This is a genomic window from Cyanobium sp. PCC 7001, assembly GCF_000155635.1.
In the GTDB taxonomy this organism is placed as follows: domain Bacteria; phylum Cyanobacteriota; class Cyanobacteriia; order PCC-6307; family Cyanobiaceae; genus NIES-981.
Window position 1 is genome coordinate 1,061,792 of record NZ_DS990556.1, and the last position, 17,744, is coordinate 1,079,535.

13 protein-coding genes are annotated in these 17,744 nt (G+C 71.9%); 9 read left to right on the forward strand and 4 right to left on the reverse strand.

Annotated features, from left to right (window positions below):
* Window positions 1–2: 2 nt before the first annotated feature.
* Window positions 3–350: a hypothetical protein gene (locus tag CPCC7001_RS05180; protein ID WP_006909188.1), complete on the reverse strand. Its 348-nt coding sequence runs from the start codon at window positions 348–350 to the stop codon at window positions 3–5.
* Window positions 351–475: 125 nt separating this feature from the next.
* Here CPCC7001_RS05180 and CPCC7001_RS05185 point away from each other — a divergent pair, with 125 nt between their 5' ends.
* The 6 genes from CPCC7001_RS05185 (at window position 476) to CPCC7001_RS05210 (ending at window position 12,373) form a co-directional block, all read left to right on the forward strand.
* Window positions 476–1,159: a metallophosphoesterase gene (locus tag CPCC7001_RS05185; RefSeq protein WP_006909732.1), complete on the forward strand. Its 684-nt coding sequence runs from the start codon at window positions 476–478 to the stop codon at window positions 1,157–1,159.
* A gap of 9 nt (window positions 1,160–1,168) precedes the next feature.
* Window positions 1,169–4,459, forward strand: a complete 3,291-nt coding sequence (locus CPCC7001_RS05190; protein WP_006910848.1) for an exodeoxyribonuclease V subunit gamma — start codon at window positions 1,169–1,171, stop codon at window positions 4,457–4,459.
* Window positions 4,456–8,202, forward strand: coding sequence for a UvrD-helicase domain-containing protein (locus tag CPCC7001_RS05195; protein WP_006911593.1), 3,747 nt, complete (start codon window positions 4,456–4,458; stop codon window positions 8,200–8,202). The genes CPCC7001_RS05190 and CPCC7001_RS05195 overlap by 4 nt, the downstream gene beginning before the upstream one ends.
* Window positions 8,199–9,845 carry an ATP-dependent RecD-like DNA helicase gene (locus CPCC7001_RS05200; RefSeq protein WP_006909507.1) on the forward strand — a complete coding sequence of 549 codons (1,647 nt, stop codon included), beginning with the start codon at window positions 8,199–8,201 and terminating at the stop codon, window positions 9,843–9,845. Before CPCC7001_RS05195 ends, CPCC7001_RS05200 begins: the two co-directional genes overlap by 4 nt.
* An 18-nt stretch (window positions 9,846–9,863) precedes the next feature.
* Window positions 9,864–10,247: a phosphomannose isomerase type II C-terminal cupin domain gene (locus CPCC7001_RS05205; protein WP_006911679.1), complete on the forward strand. Its 384-nt coding sequence runs from the start codon at window positions 9,864–9,866 to the stop codon at window positions 10,245–10,247.
* A gap of 293 nt (window positions 10,248–10,540) precedes the next feature.
* The gene (locus CPCC7001_RS05210; protein WP_006911423.1) at window positions 10,541–12,373 is read left to right on the forward strand and encodes a DEAD/DEAH box helicase; all 1,833 of its coding nucleotides are present in this window, start codon (window positions 10,541–10,543) and stop codon (window positions 12,371–12,373) included.
* Between the two features lie 33 nt (window positions 12,374–12,406).
* Here the strand turns inward: CPCC7001_RS05210 and CPCC7001_RS05215 are convergent, their stop codons facing one another.
* The gene (locus tag CPCC7001_RS05215) at window positions 12,407–12,607 is read right to left on the reverse strand and encodes a hypothetical protein (RefSeq protein WP_006910262.1); all 201 of its coding nucleotides are present in this window, start codon (window positions 12,605–12,607) and stop codon (window positions 12,407–12,409) included.
* Between the two features lie 235 nt (window positions 12,608–12,842).
* Here CPCC7001_RS05215 and CPCC7001_RS05220 point away from each other — a divergent pair, with 235 nt between their 5' ends.
* The 3 genes from CPCC7001_RS05220 to CPCC7001_RS05230 all read left to right on the forward strand — a co-directional run bounded on the left by CPCC7001_RS05220 (window position 12,843) and on the right by CPCC7001_RS05230 (window position 16,135).
* Entirely contained in the window at window positions 12,843–13,202 is a 360-nt protein-coding gene (locus tag CPCC7001_RS05220) for an RNA-binding protein (RefSeq protein WP_006910990.1), read from the forward strand.
* A 144-nt stretch (window positions 13,203–13,346) separates the two neighbouring features.
* The gene (locus tag CPCC7001_RS05225) at window positions 13,347–15,149 is read left to right on the forward strand and encodes an ABC transporter ATP-binding protein (protein ID WP_006911060.1); all 1,803 of its coding nucleotides are present in this window, start codon (window positions 13,347–13,349) and stop codon (window positions 15,147–15,149) included.
* Window positions 15,150–15,292: 143 nt separating this feature from the next.
* Complete coding sequence (locus CPCC7001_RS05230) at window positions 15,293–16,135, forward strand: LCP family protein (RefSeq protein WP_050757193.1); 843 nt, start codon at window positions 15,293–15,295, stop codon at window positions 16,133–16,135.
* Here CPCC7001_RS05230 and CPCC7001_RS05235 read toward each other — a convergent pair.
* The gene (locus CPCC7001_RS05235) at window positions 16,129–17,121 is read right to left on the reverse strand and encodes an FAD-dependent oxidoreductase (protein WP_006909289.1); all 993 of its coding nucleotides are present in this window, start codon (window positions 17,119–17,121) and stop codon (window positions 16,129–16,131) included. The two genes, CPCC7001_RS05230 and CPCC7001_RS05235, sit on opposite strands and share 7 nt — an antisense overlap.
* 11 nt (window positions 17,122–17,132) lie before the next feature.
* Window positions 17,133–17,711 (reverse strand): photosystem II reaction center PsbP, encoded by a 579-nt coding sequence (gene psbP / locus CPCC7001_RS05240; protein WP_006909600.1) that lies wholly within the window; start codon window positions 17,709–17,711, stop codon window positions 17,133–17,135.
* Between the last annotated feature and the right edge of the window lie 33 nt (window positions 17,712–17,744).

Genomic DNA, 17,744 nt, shown 5'->3' on the forward strand with positions numbered 1-17,744 from the left:
CTTCAGAACAGCCCGAAGAACCGCTTGCGGCTCCCTTCCGGCTGCTCGTCAGGAGCGGGCGCGGGCGGACGTCCCTGGCCGCCGTCCTGCTGGTAGCGGGGCTTGTTGTCGCCGATGGTGAGCAGCGCCTCCTTGTTCTTCCACCAGATCCAGTCACGGATGGGCGGGGTGTCGCGCAATTGCTGGCGGGTGAGGCCGAGGCCGAGCTTGGCCGAGGCATCGAGCAGCACATCCAGCATCTGCTCCCCATCGCTGCAGCGGGCCAGGGACTCGTTGGTGCGCCGGGCGCCGTTGAGGGCCTTCACGAGCGCCTTGACCCGCTGACCCACCGGCAGCGACTGCAGATCCATGGCGGGCACGGGCGGGGGGAAGCGAACCGTACCAGCGCTTTCCAGCGACGGGGGGAGACCCGTCCTGCCCCGGGGCTGACAATCCGACCCCGGCAAGGCAAGACTGGGCCCATCGCCCCGGATTGATGTCGTCCCCCTCAGCCCCCACCCGCCACTGGGTCATCGGGGATGTTCATGGCTGTGCGCAGGCCCTCGAACAGCTGGTGGACGACCTGCCGGCCCGCGATCGCCTCGTCCTCTGCGGCGACGTGATCAACCGGGGGCCCCAGATCGAGCGCAGCATGGAGCTGGCCTGGTCTTTGGTGTGCAGCGGACGGGCGGTATGGCTTCAGGGCAACCACGAGGCCGATCTGGTGGCCGCCCTGCGCCGCGGCGACTGGCAGGCCGAGCAGACCCTGGCGGGGTGCGACACCTACCGGCAGCTCGGCGACCGCCGTTGCCGCATCTGGATGGAGCGGCTGGCCTCCCTCCCCCTCACCTACGCGGGTGACGGCTGGGTGGCCACCCACGCCGGCTTCGATCCCACCACCTGGGAGCCCTCCCTCACCGTGCGGATGCCCTTCTGGGAGGCCTACGACGGCCGCTTCGGCGACGTGATCGTGGCCCACACACCGGGCCACGCGGTGAGGCGGCAGGCCAGGGGAAAGATCGTGCTGATCGACACCGGCGCCTGCTACGGCGGCCTGCTCTCGGCCTACTGTCCCGAAACCGGCTCCAGCCACAGCGTGCCGGGGGTGAAGCCCTGGTTCATGTCGGCGGGTCTCATCACCGGAACCCGCGGGACCCTGCAGCAGGTCTGCCGGTCCTGAGCCCCTCCGGTGCTCACGGTCTTCCGCAGCAACCGCGCCGAAGTCCTGGCCGGCATCCTGGCCGCCCAGTTGCGCGATTCACCCCCGCCTCCGTTCGAACCGGTGGAGGTGGTGGTGAACACCTGGCCCACCAGCCGCTGGCTCGGGGAGCAGCTGGCTGAGGAGCTGGGCGGCATCGCGGCCCACATCCGCTATCCCTTCCCCGGCAGCCAGTTGCGCAGGCTGGTGAACGCGGTGCTGGGGGAGGAGGCCGGCGGCCCCGACCCCTGGCGCGCCACCGAGCTGGTGTGGCCCGTGCTGGAGGCCCTGCCTGCGCTCGTGGACCAACCGGCGGCAGCCAGCCTGCGCCAGTGGCTGTACCGCCGCGGCGGCTCCTCCCGGGAGCTGACTCTGGCCCGCTGGCAGCTGGGCCGCAGCATCGCCGATGCGCTCGACGACTACGCCCTCTACCGCCCCGATCTGCTGCAGCAGTGGTGGGAGGGCGAGGAAGATGGCAGCGACTGGCAGGCCCTGCTGGTGCGCCAGCTGCGCCAGCGGCTGGGGGAGAAGCCCTTCGCGCTGAAGGTGCGGGAGGCCATCGCCCGGCTGCGCGAGGCGCCGTGGACTCCGCCCGCGGACGGCCCCTGGCGGGGCGGCTGCCTGCGGCTGTTCGGCCTCAGCAGCATGGCTCCGGTGCAGGTGGAGCTGCTGCACGCCGTGAGCGCCCACCTGCCCGTGGACCTCTACCTGCTCACCCCCTGCCCCGACCTGTGGCAGCACTGCACCAACCGGCGCGCCCGCCTCAGCGACGCCGTGGCCCTGCGGGAGCCCCTCGGCGGCGACTGGGTCGCCGCGGCCGGCGGTCTCGAGGCCCGCTTCGGCCGGCTGGGGGCCGAATTCCAGCAGCTGCTGGAGGGCACCGGCGCCTGCCAGCTGGGCATGAGCTCCTATGGCGACGTCTTCCCGGAGCCCACCCGCCACCGGGCCCGTCCCGATCCAGCCACCGGTTCCGGCCCGGCGGCCTCCTGCGGGCCAGCCCCGTTGCTGCGGCAACTGCAGCGTCAGCTGGCGGATCCCGCCGCCGCACCTGCTCTGGAGCGCGCTCCCGGCGACAGCTCGCTCGAGTTCCACCCCTGCCCGGGGCGGCTGCGCCAGGTGGAGCTGGTGCGCGATCGCATCCTGCAGCTGCTGCACGACGACGACAGCCTCGAGCCCCGCGACGTGCTGGTGATGACGCCCCAGGTGGATGGCTTCGCTCCCCTGGTGGCAGCGGTGTTCGGGGATCGGGACGCCACGGGCGTGGCCCTGGAGTGGCGCCTCACCGACCGCAGCCAGCAGGAGCAGGCCGGCCTCGGGCGCACCCTGCTGGCCCTGCTGCGCCAGGCGGGCGAGCGCCTCACCGCCTCCTCGCTTCAGGCCCTGCTGGAGAGCGGCCCCCTGCGGGAACGGTTCGAGCTGGAGCGTGAGGCCATGCATGGCCTGCACCGCACCCTGCAGCAGGCGGGCTTCCGCTGGGGACTCGATGGCCAGGAGCGGGGCGGCGAGGCCACCGGCAGCCTGAGCTGGGCCATCGATCGGCTGTTGCTGGGTGTGGTGCTGCCGGAGCAGCCGGGGCTGGCTCCGGCGGACACCGCTCCCTTCGGCGCCGCGCCCGATCTGGAACGCCTGGGGCGATGGCTGCATCTGCTGCAACGGTTGCGCTCCTGGCTGCTGCAGTGGCGACGGCCCCGAAGCTGTGCGGCCTGGGCCGCCAGCCTGCAGGCCGCCCTGGCCGAACTGTTCGGCGACGGTGGAGAGGCCGGCTGGGAGCTGCCCCAGGTGCTGGAGGCCATCGACGCCTGGCAGCAGGCGGCGGCGGGGTGTGAGCTGGAGCTGACGGCGCCGGTGGTGGCGGCGGTCCTGGAGGAGCGTCTGGCGGCTGATGCGGGCCGGTTCGGCCACCGCAGCGGCGCGCTCACCATCAGTGCGCTCGAGCCGATGCGGGCGATTCCACACCGGGTGATCGTGCTGATGGGCCTGGATGCCGGCTGCTTTCCCCGCCAGCGGCACCGCCCCGGCTTCCACCATCTGGAGCGGCAGCGGCAGCTGGGGGATCCGAGCCCGGCGGATCAGGACCGCTACGCCCTGCTGGAGGCGGTGCTGTCGGCCCGCGACCACCTGCTGGTGACCTGGAACTGCCGCGACGAACGCAACGGCGAGCCCTTGCAGCCCGCCACCCCGGTGAGCCAGTGGATGGCCTGGCTCAAGCAGCAGCTGAAGGACCAGCCTGGGGAACTGACGGTGCTGCATCCGGCCAATCCCCTCGATCGCGGCAACTTCATGGGTTCGAAGGAGCGCCCCCCCGCCTGCTGTGACCGGCGGCTGCTGGCGGCACGGCAGCGGCTGGACAGTCCGGACGACCGGCTGCTGCCGCGCCAGCTTGCGGCCAGCCAGCCCCCACAACCCGAGGCGGGCCCGCCGGCAGCCATGACCTTCGAGGACCTGCGCCAGTGGGCGATGCACCCGCAGGCGAGCTGGCTGCAGGGGCTGGGCCTGCTGCCGCGGGAATGGGCCGACGTGCTCGATGACCTGGACGCCGCCACCCTGGATGAGCGCCAGCGCTCACGGCTGCTGCGGGAGGCGCTGCGCCGTGAACCCGCCGCCGACCTGGCGACGGATCCGGAGCAGGCCGATCCCGGCGACGCCGAGGCCTGGCTGCGGTTGCAGCGCGGCCGCAATCTGCTGCCCCCGGCGGCGGGGGGCGTGCTGGAGGCCCGGCAGCTGGCCCAGCGCTGGAGCGATCTGCAGAGCACGCTGGAGGGGCTCGGCAGCCCGCGGCAGCAACCGGCCGAGTCGGGACCGTGGCTGGCGACCCTGAACTGGCACGGGGACACGGTGGTGGTGGTTCACACCGCCAGGCCCCGCAGCCACCACCGGCTGGATCTGTGGCTGCAGCTGCTGCTGGCGGCGGCCGACGGCCAGGAGCCCCGGGCCGGCGTGGTGGTGGCCCGGGGCGACAGGGGCTTCGGGGAGCAGCTGCGCCTTCGCCCCCCCGAGGCCGCCGAGGCCCGGAGCGAGCTGGCGCGGCTCGCCGCCCTGCGGGAGCGCTGGCGGCACCGCTGCTGGCCGGTGCCGCCAGAGACCGGCTGGGCTCTGCTCAGCCGCGGCCGATCCGCCGCCGTCGACTGCTGGGAGGGAACGTTTCAGCTGCGGGGGGAACGGGAGGAGCCCGAGCAGGCCCTCTGCTTCGGCCGGGATCTCCCCGCCGGCCAGCTGCTGGAGGACGCAGCCGAAGCCAGGGCGGAGGAGCTGCTCGGTGGTCTGCTGGAGCACCGGGCATGACCAGCCGCTTCGAGGCCCACACCTTTCCGCTCGAGCCGGGCCTGCGGCTGCTCGAGGCCAGCGCCGGCACGGGCAAGACCTTCTCCCTGGCCCATCTGGTGCTCCGGTACGTGAGTGAGGCCGAGGTGCCGCTGCGTCAGCTGCTGGTGGTGACCTTCACCAATGCGGCAGCCGCGGAGCTGCGGGACAGGATCGGGCAGCGTCTGCAAACAGCCCTCGGCCACCTCGATCGCGGGGAGGCGGCCGTCGAGACCGGGAACCCGGTTGATCCCAGCCTGGAGGCCTGGCTGCAGTGGGCACGGCCCCGGGCCGCCCTGCTGCGGGCGCCGCTGCTGCTGGCCCTGGAGGACCTGGATGGCGCCGACATCACCACCATCCATGGCTTCTGCCTGCGCACCCTGCAGCGCCAGGCCCTGGAAGCGGGCCAACCGCCGGAGCTCCAGCTCGACAGCGACGCCGCACCGCTGGTGCGCCAGGTGTGCCACGACTACTGGCGCCAGCAGGTGCTTGCCCTGCCGCCGCACCTGCTCGACGGGGTGCAGCGCCTGGTGAAGGGTCCGGAGGCGCTGGTGGATGTGCTGCAGACGCTGGATGGCGATCCGGCCCTGGCGGTGGATCCGTTGCCGGACGGCATGGAGGCAGACCAGCCCCTGGCCCCGCAGCTGGAGAGCCTGTGGCAGAGCCGCTGGGACCGGTTTCAGCTGCTGTGGCAGCAGCACGGCGAGGCCCTGGAGGCGGAGCTGCGCGCCGCGGCCGGGCACTGGCGTGACCTGGGGGCCAGCAAGACCACCCCCTACAGCCCCAAACCCCGGAAGGACCGCTGCCAGGCCCTGAGCCAGTGGATCCAGCACCAGGGCAGCAAGGGGGACTACGCCGCCACCCTCGAGCAGAAGGAGCTGAAGGAGTACTTCCATCCCGGTGCCTTCCTGAAGGTGGCGCGGCCGATCGAGGCCACCGCATCGGGCCCGGCGGCCAGGGAACCGAGCCTCCCCCAGCGGCCCCTGCTGGAAGCGGTGGCCGACCTCCGGGAAGGGCCGGCGGAGGCCGTGCTCCTGCACGCCGCCCACTGGGGCCGCCGCGAGCTGGCGCACCGACGCGAGCGCCAGGGGCGCATGGGCTACGGCCAGCTGCTCGAAAGCCTGGATCCGGGTGACGACCCCGAGGCGCCGTGCCCCCTGCTGGACGCCGTGGGGGAGCGCTACAGCGCCGTGCTGGTGGATGAATTCCAGGACACCGACCCGATCCAGTGGCGGATCCTGAGCCGGGCCTTCGACGCCCGGCGGCACCGACTGGTGCTGGTGGGTGATCCCAAGCAGGCCATCTACCGCTTCCGCGGCGGCGAACTGGCCACCTACCGGCTGGCCTACCGGCAGGCCGCGGCCGATGGCGGCATCAGCCGCCTCGACACCAACTACCGCGCCACCCCCTCCCTCATCGCCGGCCTCAATGCCCTGATGGCGCCAGGCCTGCCGCGCTCGGGCCTGGCGGTTCCGCCGGTGCAGCCCCCGCCCTCCCCATCTGGGTGGTCCGCCCCAGGGGGGGAGGGCGGGGATGCCCCAACGCTGTCCCTGCTCTGGCTGGGCAGCGACCGGCCGGCCGGCGAGGCGCCCCCCACCACCTCCGCCGTGGAGCAGGAGCTGCCGGATCGGGTGGCCAGGCTGGTGGCCGCCGAGATCCGGACCGGAGAAGCGCCCGCTGATCTCTGTCTGCTGGTGAGCACCCATCGCCAGGCCGGCCAGCTGCGGGTGGCCCTGGCCCGCGCCGGCATCGCCAGCCGGCTGGTGAGCGATGGGGATGTGTTCGCCAGCGATGGCGCCACGGCGCTGCAGCGGCTGCTCGATGGCCTGGCCCATCCCGGCGATCCCCGCCGCCTGCGGCTGCTGGCGGCATCACCGCTGCTGGGCTGGAGTGCCGGCGCCATCGCCGCCGCCGGGGCGGAGCAGTGGAGTGCGCTGAGCGAGAAACTGCTGCGGGGCCGCGACGGGCTGCCGCGACTGGGGCTGCTGGGGGTGCTGGCGGCGCTGCTCGACGACGAGGGGCTGGCCAGGCTTGGACTGGAGGGCCGGGTGCTGGCCGATCTCAACCAGTGCGCCCTGTTGCTGCAGGAGCGGATCCACACCGACCAGCTGGGGGCGGACGCCGCTGCGGAGTGGTTGCGGCAGCGGCGTCTGGCGCCGGACCCCTCCCCCCCGGAGAGCCACCAGCCCAACAGCGATGTGGAGGATGAGGCGGTGTGGGTGGTGACGGTGCACCGCAGCAAGGGCCTCGAATACCCCGTGGTGATCTGCCCGTACCTGTGGAAGGCTCCCCATGCCAATCCCAGGGGCCTGGGCCTGCGCTGGCAGCCCTCCGATCGCACGGGCCCGGTGCTCGACCTGCACCTGGGCAGCCGCTGGGGCCGGGGCCACCAGGCCCTGGAGCAGCACCGGGCGGCGGAGCTGCAGGAGGCGGAGCGGCGCGCCTATGTGGCCTGCACCCGGGCCAAGCGACGCCTGCTGCTGGCCTGGGGTCCGGTGAAGGGGCAGGCGGGCAACCCCCTGCATCCCTGGCTGCTGGCGGCCCAGGCTGCCCTTGCGGATGCCGATGATGACCCCTACGCCACCCAGGGGGATGGGGAACTGCGCCAGGCCCTGGAGCTGGGGCTGGCCGCGCGCCAGGTGCCGATGGTGCTGATGACGGTGCCTCCCGCCGCCGGGCCACTCCCGGGGAGACCCCCAGCCACCGCAACGGAACCCCTGACGCTGGGGCCGGTGCCGCAGCGGCGCCTCGATCACAGCTGGGGCCGCAGCAGCTACACCAGCTGGACCCGGGGCAGCCACGCCGCCGCTCCCCAGGCCCTGGAGGAGGGGCGGGAAACGGATGCTCTGGCGAGGGAACCCGAGCTGGCGGCCGTGGACCAGGAGCCCTGGCCCGGGGAGAGTCCGCTGGCGGACATCCCGCGGGGGTCCCGGGCCGGCGACTGTCTGCACCGGATCCTCGAAAGCCTCGACTACCAGCGTCCGGCCACGCAGCAGTCCGAGGCGGTGCGGCGGGAGCTGGAGCGCAGCGGCATCGGCCGTGACCATCTGGAGGACGTGCTCAGCGGCGTGGAGCGCCTGCGGCTGAGCCCGATGGGCGGGCCCCTCGGCGACTTCCGGCTGGCCGGGCTGGAGCGCGGATCCCGCATCAACGAGATGAACTTCGATCTCACCCTGGGCCCGGTCACCAGCGACTCCCTGGCCCGCCCCTTCCGCGACCACCCGGGCGGCAGCTTCGGGGCCGGCTACGCCGACCAGCTGGCGGCGCTGTCCGTGCAGGGCCGCGGCTTCCTCACGGGCTCGATCGATCTGGTGTTCTGCCATCAGGGCCGCTGGTGGGTGGCCGACTGGAAGAGCAACTGGCTCGGCGAACGTGGAGCCGACGGCCAGCCCCTGCACTGCGGCCCGCGGCACTACGGAGCCGCGGCGCTCGCCGCCCTGATGGCCGCCAACCACTACCCCCTGCAGGCCCATCTCTACCTGGTGGCGCTGCACCGGTACCTGCGCTGGCGTCTGCGGGGCTACGACCCGGCCCGCCACCTGGGCGGCTATGCCTACGTGTTCCTGCGCGGCCTTGCGGAGCCGTCGGAAGCGCTCCGGCAGCGGGCTGGAGAAGGCGCGGTGCTGCCGGGCCTGGCCGTGGAGTGTCCACCGCTGGAGCGCCTGCTGGCCCTCGACCGGGCCCTGAACCCGGCCCTGGCCCGCTCCAGGGAGACAGCCGCATGACGGACTCCAGCCCACTGCCGCAGAGTCCCGCCTGGCTGGAGGCCGTGGCGGGGGGGCTGGCGGAGGCCCTGCCGCGCCTGTACGGCTGCCCAGCCGATCCGGCCATCCCGGCGGTGATCGACGCCATGGCGCGGGCCCTGGCCGATGGAGAGCTGGAGCTGCCACTTCCCGACCCGGAGCAGCGGCGGCACCTGGCCGCATCGCCGCTGTGCAGCGGGCCGTGGAGTCCGCTGGTGCTCGACGGCGATCGCCTGCTCTGGCGGCGCTGGCACCAGCAGCGGCAGGGGGTGCTGGAGAGCCTGGGCCGGCGGGCCGGACCGGCCGCCGCGCACCCCTGCAGCCTCGAGCAGGCCAGGCAGCAGGCCGCCGGGCACGGCGAGGGCCTCGACGCCGAACAGCGCCGGGCGGTGGCAGCGGTGCTGCACTACGGGCTGGTGCTGCTCGAAGGCGGTCCGGGCACCGGCAAGACCAGCACCGTGACCCGCATGCTGGCGGCTCTGCGGGCCCACGCCCCCGGGGCGCGGATGCAGCTGGCGGCGCCCACCGGCAAGGCGGCGGCACGGCTGCGGGCCGCCATCGCCGGCGCCGGGAGCGGCCTTGCCCTGCCCTGCAGCACGCTGCACCGGCTGCTGGAGAGCCAGGGCGAGCGGTTCGCACGCCACCGCCACCACCCGCTCGAGCTCGACCTGCTGGTGATCGACGAGGTGTCGATGGTGGATCTGGCCCTGATGGGCGCCGTGCTGGACGCCCTGCCGGCCCGTTGCCGCCTCGTGCTCGTCGGCGATGCCGCCCAGCTGCCGCCGGTGCGGCCGGGGGCCGTGCTGGTGGAACTCCAGAGCCCCCGCTGGCGGGGCGCCCTGGGCGGTGCCGTGGTGGAGCTGCGCACCACCTACCGCAACAACGGGGCCATCGCCCAGGTGGCAGGGCAGCTGCGGCGCCAGGGCGCCGAGCCGGGCGAGCTGGGGGCCGCCACCAGCTGGCGCGGCCTCCGCTCCACCCTGGAGCAGCTGCCGGCCAACGCCAACCTCGGCTGGCGGCCCGCCTCACCACGGCGCCTGCCTCCGGAGCTGCTGGAGCGGCTGCGGCAGCACCAGCTGCAGCTGCAGCGGCTGGCCCTGAGCCTGGAGCCGGGCGATCGCTCCGCCGCACGGGCCCTGCTGCAGGAGCTCGACACCCTGCTGGTGCTGAGCCCCGTGCGGCGGGGGCGCTGGGGCGTGGAGGCCGTCCACCGGGCCCTCCTGGGTGACACCGTGGAGCAGCCGATCCAGGCCTGGCCGATCGGCACACCGGTGCTCTGCCAGCGCAATCTCGGCGACCTGGGGCTGGCCAATGGAGACGTGGGCATCCTGGTGGGTGCCGCCGCTGCTGCCGGGGCCGGCCGAAGCCCAGGCGGTGAAGGCCGGCGGGTGCTGTTCGCGCCAGGCGGTGACGGGGAGCTGCTCTGGCTGCACCCGGCCCAGCTGCCGGATCCCCAGCCTGCCCTGGCGCTCACCGTGCACAAGGCCCAGGGCAGCGAGGCCCTGGAGGTGTGGGTGCTGATGCCGGACAGCAGCCGTCCCACCGACCGGCTGCTCTACACCGCCCTCACCCGGGCTCGGCAGCAGGCCCAGTTGATCACCCCGCCCATCACCCCGGCGCCCTGAGGTCCCCAGACTGGTGCCATGCCATCCCTTCCTCCCGATCGATCTCACCACCCCGACCAGCCCACGCAGCGGGTGCTGCGCCCCTGGGGGTGGTTCGAGACCCTGGGAGAGGGACCCGGCTACCGGGTGAAGCGTCTGCAGCTGGAGCCGGGTCAGCGGCTGAGCCGGCAGCGCCACCGCCACCGCTGCGAACACTGGGTGGTGGTGGCCGGCGAGGGGGAGCTGGAGGTGGAGGGCAGCACCGTGGCTGCCCAACCCGGCACGAGCCTGTGGATCCCCCTCGGTGCGGTGCATCGTGCCCATGCCGTGGGGGCAGGTCCGCTGGTGATCGTGGAGGTGCAGCGCGGCGAGATCCTCAGCGAGGAGGACATCGAGCGGCTGGCCGACGACTACGGGCGCTGACTGTGGACGCGGGAGGTTCAGGTGTTAGTGTCTGTTTTCACCCTTTTTCAAGGGCACGGCAGTACTGCGCCCCTAACGCGTACTTACAAGGACCTAAGCGCATCAGGCGCGAAGCATCGACAGCAAGGCAATCGGCCCAACGCCCAGCCTCACCGTCGTGAACGTCATCGAACGGCGGGAGCCAACAGCGACGACTCCACCTTGCGACCCAGAGCCATTCAGCCTCTGGTCACTGCCAGCCTGCGTAGAAGGATCACATCAGGCTCCGGCCTGTGCAGGCCCCATTGACTTCCGTGACTGAACCGATCAGCGGCACCGCTTCCGTGTGCTCTGAATCCCTCGCCGACCCCTCGCTGAGCGCATCCGCCGTGGGCGATCCCAGCCAGAGCCTTCCCTCTGCCTCCCCCGAGTCCGGCCCCCAGGCCGACGCGCCCACCGGCGGGTTCGCCGGCTTCGGCTTCGGCCCCGAGATCCTCGAGGCCCTCGCCGCCATCGGCTACAGCGAGCCCTCCCCGATCCAGAAGGCCGCCATTCCCGAGCTGATGCTGGGCCGGGATCTGGTGGGCCAGGCCCAGACCGGCACCGGCAAGACCGCCGCCTTCGCCCTGCCGCTGCTGGCGGGCCTCGATGCCGAGCAGCGCAAACCCCAGGTGCTGGTGCTCGCCCCGACGCGGGAACTGGCCCTGCAGGTGGCCGAATCGTTCAACAGCTACGCCGCCCAGCTGCCCCAGGTGCGCACGGTGGCCGTGTATGGCGGCGCCGACTTCCGCGACCAGATCCACCATCTGCGCCGCGGTGCCCAGGTCGTGGTGGGCACCCCTGGCCGGGTGATGGATCACATGCGCCAGGGCACCCTCGACCTCTCCGAACTGCGCTCGCTGGTGCTGGACGAGGCCGATGAGATGCTGCGGATGGGCTTCATCGACGATGTGGAGTGGGTGCTGGGCCAGCTGCCCGAACAGCGCCAGGTGGTGCTGTTCTCCGCCACGATGCCCGCCGAGATCCGGCGGATCTCCCAGCAGTACCTCAACGGTCCCGCCGAGATCACCATCAGGACCAAGGCCGCGGATGCCAGCCGCATCCGTCAGCGTTTCCTCACGGTGCCCGCCCCGCTCAAGCTCGCCGCCCTGGAGCGGGTGCTGGAGAGCGAGACCAGCGAGGGCGTGATCATCTTCGCCCGCACCAAGGCCATCACCCTCACCGTGGCCGAATCGCTGGAAGCCCACGGTTATGACGTGGCCGTGCTCAACGGCGACGTTCCCCAGGCCCAGCGGGAGCGCACGATCGAACGGCTCAAGAACGGCCAGGTGGACGTGCTCGTGGCCACCGACGTGGCCGCCAGGGGCCTTGACGTGGAGCGGATCGGCCTGGTGATCAACTACGACATCCCCTTCGACGGGGAGGCCTACGTGCACCGCATCGGCCGCACCGGCAGGGCCGGTCGCAGCGGTGAGGCCATCCTCTTCCTCACCCCCCGGGAGCGCCGTTTCCTCGGCGGACTCGAGCGGGCCGCGGGCAAGCCGATCGAACCGATGGAGGTGCCCAGCAACGCCACCATCAACCAGAACCGGCTCGATCGCCTGCGCCAGCGCCTCACCAACGCCCTGCACAAGAGCGCGGTGAGCCCCGAGGAGCAGGCCCTGCTCAGTGAGATCGTGCAGCGGGTGGCCCAGGAACAGACCTGCACCCCGGAGCAGCTGGCCCTGGCCGCCCTGGAGCTCAGCCTCGGCGGCAAGCCGCTGCTGCTGCACGGCAATGACGACTTCACCCAGGTGCGCTCCCAGGGTCCGAACCGCCGTGACGGCCGCGAGAGCCGCGATGGCAGGGACTTCGGCAACCGGGAGCCGCGCCGGGGCCGCAGCGAGCGACCCGTGGGCGCCCCCGAGCCCGACATGGAGCGCTTCCGGGTTGAGCTCGGCTGGCGGGACCGCATCAAACCCGGCAACCTGGTGGGCGCGATCGCCAACGAGACGGGGCTCCAGGGCCGGGCGATCGGCCGGATTCAGATCTTCGACACCCACAGCATCATCGATCTGCCCAAGGGGATGCCGGAAGACATCTTCCAGGGCCTGCGCAACCTCAGGGTCCTGAACAAGCCTCTTCAGATTTCCCGCTTCCGGGGCTGAGGCTGGACGGCGACCCCCGGGCGTTCCGGGGGTTCAGGCACAGAGGCGGGTCACCGAGGCACAGGTGCAGGTGGTGATGTCGGTGACCGCCATGGTTTCCACAGCGGCGATCAGGGAGGCCTGCACCTCCTCGGTTTCGCTCAGCACAAGGCTCTGCAGAAGGTCGAATCGATCCTGCGGAGCCAGCTCTCCATCCTCGCTCCAGGCGAGGCTCCAGGGGACAGGGGCCGTCATCTCTGCTTCGGGATCGGATCAGGATTTGCTGACAATGAACCAGTCTTGGGGATCGCCCGCGCTTCTACAGGGTCTTTTCACAACACCTTCAATCTTCGCCATAGTCCGGCAGGGCAAGCCCTAGGCTGGTGGGCGATTCCAGGCGTTCTTGCGCCCTCATGGGTCGTCCAGCCATCCCTGGCCCTCCCTGGGACTCGCAGCATCTCCCGAATCAGTTCCAGGTTTTGCTCCATTAATGACCATCTACGTTGGCAACCTCTCGTTCCAGGCAGAACGCGAGGACCTGCTCGATCTCTTCGGCCAGTACGGAGAGGTGCGTCAGTGCAGCCTTCCGCTCGACCGCGAGACCGGCCGCAAGCGCGGCTTCGCCTTTGTTGAACTCGCCAACGACGCCGACGAACAGAAGGCGATCGACGATCTCCAGGACGTGGAGTGGATGGGTCGGATGATCCGCGTCAACAAGGCCACTCCGCGGGAAGGAGGCGGCGGCAACCGCGGCGGCTACGGCGGCGGGAACCGCGGCGGTGGTGGCGGCGGCTACGGCGGAGGTGGCGGTGGCGGTGGCGGTGGCGGTGGCGGCGGCAACCGTTGGTGATGTGATCGCCGGGCCGGCGGAGCCGATCTGATCCCGGAAATCCCCCACTCCGCCCCCCGCGCCTGGCCCATGGCCGGCCCGGGGCGGAGCGGACCCCGGCGCGGGAGAGTGGGCCCTGCGTGAATCCGCATCGCGACGACGCCCATGGCTCCCCAGGCTCCGGCCTCCCCCTCGGCCCTGCAGCGGCTGCTCACCGCCCTGCGGCCCCATCGACGCCTGGTGAGCCTGGCGGCTACCTGCTCGGTGCTCAACAAGCTGTTCGATCTGGCGCCACCGGTGCTGATCGGCCTGGCCGTGGATGTGGTGGTGCAGCAGAACACGGCCTGGCTGAGCCGCTTCGGCGTGGGCAGCGTGCCCGGTCAGCTGGGCGTGCTGGCGGTGCTCTCCTTCCTGATCTGGAGCGCCGAATCCCTGTTCGAATACCTCTACGGGGTGCTGTGGCGCAACCTGGCCCAGACCGTGCAGCACGAGCTGCGGCTCGAGGCCTACGACCATCTCCAGAAGCTGGAGATGGCCTACTTCGAAACGAGCAGCAGCGGCCGTCTGATGGCCGTGCTCAACGACGACATCAACCAGCTGGAGCGCTTCCTCGACCACGGCGCCAATGAGATCCTGCAGCTGATCACCACCGTGCTGGCGGTGGGTGGCGCCATGGTGGTGCTCTCTCCGGCGGTGGCCGGGGTGTCGTTCATCCCGATCCCCGTGATCCTGTGGGGCTCGCTGCGCTTCCAGAAGCGGCTGGCCCCCCGCTATGCCGCCGTGCGCCAGCAGGCGGGGGATCTGGCCAGCCGTCTGAGCACCAACCTCGGCGGGATGCTCACGATCAAGAGCTACACCGCCGAGGACTGGGAGCTGGAGCGGCTGCGCCAGCAGAGCCAGGCCTACCGGCTGGCCAACCGCCGGGCGATCAGCCTCTCCGCCGCCTTCGTTCCCCTGATCCGCTACGCGATCCTGTTCGCCTTCATCGCCATCCTGGTGATCGGCGGACTGCAGGCCTGGCGCGGCACAATCGCCACCGGCACCTACGCCTTCCTGGTGTTCATCACCCAGCGGCTGCTCTGGCCCCTCACCACCCTGGGCCGCACCCTCGACGACTACCAGCGGGCGATGGCCTCCACCAACCGGGTGCTGGATCTGCTCGACACCCCCGTGACCATTCCCGGCGGAGAGCGCAGGCTGCCCCTGGACCATGTGCGGGGTGAGATCCGCTTCGAGGGGGTGGACTTCGCCTACCCGGGCCGCGATCCGCTGCTGCGGCGTTTCGACCTGGCAATCCCGGCCGGCAGCACCCTGGGGATCGTGGGCTCCACCGGATCCGGCAAGAGCACAATCGTGAAGCTGCTGCTGCGGCTCTACGACATCCAGGCCGGTGAGATCCGGCTGGATGGCATCCCGATCAGCGCCCTGCGGCTCGACGACCTGCGCCAGGCGATCGGACTGGTGAGCCAGGAGGTGTTCCTCTTCCACGGCACCGTGGCCGAGAACATCGCCTACGGCAGCTTCCAGGCCGGCGGCGACGCGATCGAGGCGGCCGCCCGGCTGGCCGAGGCGGATGCCTTCATCCGGGCCCTGCCCCAGGGCTACGCCACGGTGGTGGGAGAGCGGGGCCAGCGCCTCTCCGGCGGCCAGCGGCAGCGCATCGCCCTGGCCCGGGCCATCCTCAAGAATCCGCCGGTGCTGGTGCTCGATGAGGCCACCGCCGCCGTGGACAACGACACCGAGGCCGCGATCCAGCGGTCCCTGGAGCAGATCACCGCCGAGCGCACCACCCTGGTGATCGCCCATCGCCTCTCCACGGTGCGCCATGCCGACCGCATCGTGGTGATGGAACACGGCCGGATCGTGGAGAGCGGCCGCCACGACCAGCTGATCGCCGCCGAGGGGGCCTACGCCAATCTCTGGCGGGTGCAGGCGGGGCTGCGGCGGGATGAGGCCCTCACCCTCTGAGGGCAGCCGCAGCAACCGGCTCAACGGCGACCGGCCGCGTCGCTGCCGTGGAATAGCTTTTCGGGATGAAGACGTCGGCGCGCCCGCAGGCTCCCCATCGACCGCCCCCACGGCGGCGGCGGCGCGCACCGGTGCTGCTGGCGATGCTGATCGGGATGGGTGGAGGGCTTCTGGCCTCGATGCCGCTGGCGGACTGGCTGAGCGGGGCCCAGCTGCCGGAGAACCCCCGCATCACCAATCCCTTCACCGCCTGGCGGGGGATCGGCGATCAGAACATCCTCGTGCTCGGCACCGATGTGGGCGGGGGCAACACCGATGTGATCGCCACCCTGAGGATCGAGGGCGGCACCACCCACATCACCCAGGTCCCCCGCGACACCTACATCGAACCGGAGGGTTACGGGCCCCAGAAGATCAACGCCCTCTATGCCATCGGCGGCACCGATCTGCTGGAGCAGGAGCTCTCCCGCAAGCTGGGCCGGCCGATCACCCATCACGTGGTGGTGAACCTGCGGGCGATCCGCCACATGGCCGATGCCCTCGGGGGCATTGAAGTGGATGTGCCCAAGCGCATGCGCTACACCGATCGCAGCCAGGGGCTGTACATCGATCTCCAGCCTGGCCCCCAGCTGCTGAAGGGCAACGACCTGGAGGGATTCCTGCGCTTCCGCCATGACGAGTGGGGCGACATCGGCCGGATCGAGCGCCAGCAGCTGGCCCTCAAGGCCCTGTTCAGGAAGCTCACCAGGCCGGAGAATCTGGTGCGCCTGCCCGTGCTGCTGAACGCGGGCGGCAAGGACGTGAAGACCGACCTCGGCCCGATGGAACTGGGTGGCCTGATCACCGCCATGGGCACCACCGAACTCAAGACCGAACGGCTGGGGGGCCGGCCCTTCATGCTCAACGGCATCAGCTACTGGGAGGCCGATTGGCCCAGGGCCGGGGACGCGGCCGATCCCGGTTTCGACAACCGCTACCTCTACTGAGGGATCGCCCTGGCCAGAGCGCGCGCCTTCCCGGGCACCTGGCTGAAGGCGGCGGTGAAGCCAGTGAACACCCACAGCCCATCGGCCCCGGGCACCGCACCCACCAGGGGCACCGCATCGGTGCAGAAGGGCACCGGCACCTGCAGGTAGCGGCCGGCGGCGGCGCCCAGGTGCCGCTCCAGTCCCGCCAGTCCCCGCCGCAGCCATCCCTCCATCCGCTCAGGATCGGGTGGCCCGGACAGCGGATCCACCCGGCTGATCTGGCCGGCCAGCCAGCGGCCGCCCGTGCTCACCACTCCGGCATCCACCACCCAAGCGGGTTCCGTGAGTTGCGCCGCACGGCGCTCCAATTCCAGCCGCTGGAAGCGGCGGGGCACCACCAGCTCCGCCGGCCAGCGCACCGATGGCGGCGGTGGCCTGTCCAGCTCCAGCACGCCCGCCCAGCTGGTGCGCAGACGCGGGTCCAGTTCGGGCCAGAGGCTGCGGCAACCGGATCCCGCAGCCAGCACCACCTGCCGGGCCTCCAGCACCGTGTCCTCCTCCAGCGCCAGCGCCCAGCCCGGTGAACCATCGGGGCGCGGCAGGCTCTCCAGCCGGCCTGCCCGGGCCTGGAGCCGTTCCACCCCCGCAGCGGCGAGGGCGGCCGGCAGAGCCGCCAGGAAGGCGGGGGCCTCCACCTGGGCCACCGGCAGCGGCAGGCGCTCGAGTAGGGGCTCCAGACCGCGACCGCCCCCAGGAACGCTGGCCAGCCGCGCCCAGCGCCAGCGCAGCCCCAGGGCGCCATGGCGCAACTGCAGCGCGAGCCAGGGGAGCGCCGCCGGCAGGGCCATCACGCCGTAGCTCAGGGCCGTGGCCGAGCTGTCACCGGCGTCGAGCACCAGCACGGAGGAGAATCGCTCAGCCAGCTCGAGGGCCAGCAGGCCACCGGCAAGCCCACCACCCACCACCACCACATCCCAGGGCCCGGTCCGGCGATCCGTGGGCACCGGATCGTTGATCAGACCAGCAGGGTGAAGGATGTGACCACCTGATGGAACAGCTCCTTCACCTTGTTCCAGCGGATCTCGTTGGTGCTGGCGGCGAAGGTGTAGAGGCGCCCCCGGTCCACCACCACCGTGGCCAGCTCGTGACGGTCCCGGTCCCCCAGGTGGACGGCGTACTCGAGGTCGTAGAAGGTGCGGCCGTCCTGGTCGCGCTCGTCGGCCTCCAGCAGCTCGGCCTGGCGGCCGCTCCCCTCCGGCGCGATCACAGCCCGCCGCAGCCGCTCACCCACGGCCACCGCGCTGCCCAGGTCGGAGAGATCCCCGTCGGTGCCCACCTCGGAGATCACCAGGCTGAGGGTTTCATCGCTGTTGATCAGGTCGTGAAACACCAGCTGGGGCCCCTCGCTCACCTGCACCCGCGTCCAGCCGGTGGGGTAGAGGAAGGCGAAACGGCCATCGGGATTCTGGTAGCGGTTCAGACCGGCGGCCGCGGCGCTGCAGCCCACCAGCACCAGCGCCAGCAGCAGGGCCACCGCCCCCCGCAGCAGGAAACGCGGCTGCAGGCGCGGCACCGGTGCGGAGTGGCTGGTCATGGGGACGGGCAGGCAAGGCTGGGCCCATTCTGC

Coding starts and splice junctions, on each gene's coding strand:
- CPCC7001_RS05180 (WP_006909188.1), bottom strand. CDS start 350: ATGGATCTGCAGTCGCTGCCGGTGGGTCAGCGGGTCAAGGCGCTCGTG.
- CPCC7001_RS05185 (WP_006909732.1), top strand. CDS start 476: ATGTCGTCCCCCTCAGCCCCCACCCGCCACTGGGTCATCGGGGATGTT.
- CPCC7001_RS05195 (WP_006911593.1), top strand. CDS start 4,456: ATGACCAGCCGCTTCGAGGCCCACACCTTTCCGCTCGAGCCGGGCCTG.
- CPCC7001_RS05200 (WP_006909507.1), top strand. CDS start 8,199: ATGACGGACTCCAGCCCACTGCCGCAGAGTCCCGCCTGGCTGGAGGCC.
- CPCC7001_RS05205 (WP_006911679.1), top strand. CDS start 9,864: ATGCCATCCCTTCCTCCCGATCGATCTCACCACCCCGACCAGCCCACG.
- CPCC7001_RS05215 (WP_006910262.1), bottom strand. CDS start 12,607: ATGACGGCCCCTGTCCCCTGGAGCCTCGCCTGGAGCGAGGATGGAGAG.
- CPCC7001_RS05220 (WP_006910990.1), top strand. CDS start 12,843: ATGACCATCTACGTTGGCAACCTCTCGTTCCAGGCAGAACGCGAGGAC.
- CPCC7001_RS05225 (WP_006911060.1), top strand. CDS start 13,347: ATGGCTCCCCAGGCTCCGGCCTCCCCCTCGGCCCTGCAGCGGCTGCTC.
- CPCC7001_RS05230 (WP_050757193.1), top strand. CDS start 15,293: ATGCTGATCGGGATGGGTGGAGGGCTTCTGGCCTCGATGCCGCTGGCG.
- psbP (WP_006909600.1), bottom strand. CDS start 17,711: ATGACCAGCCACTCCGCACCGGTGCCGCGCCTGCAGCCGCGTTTCCTG.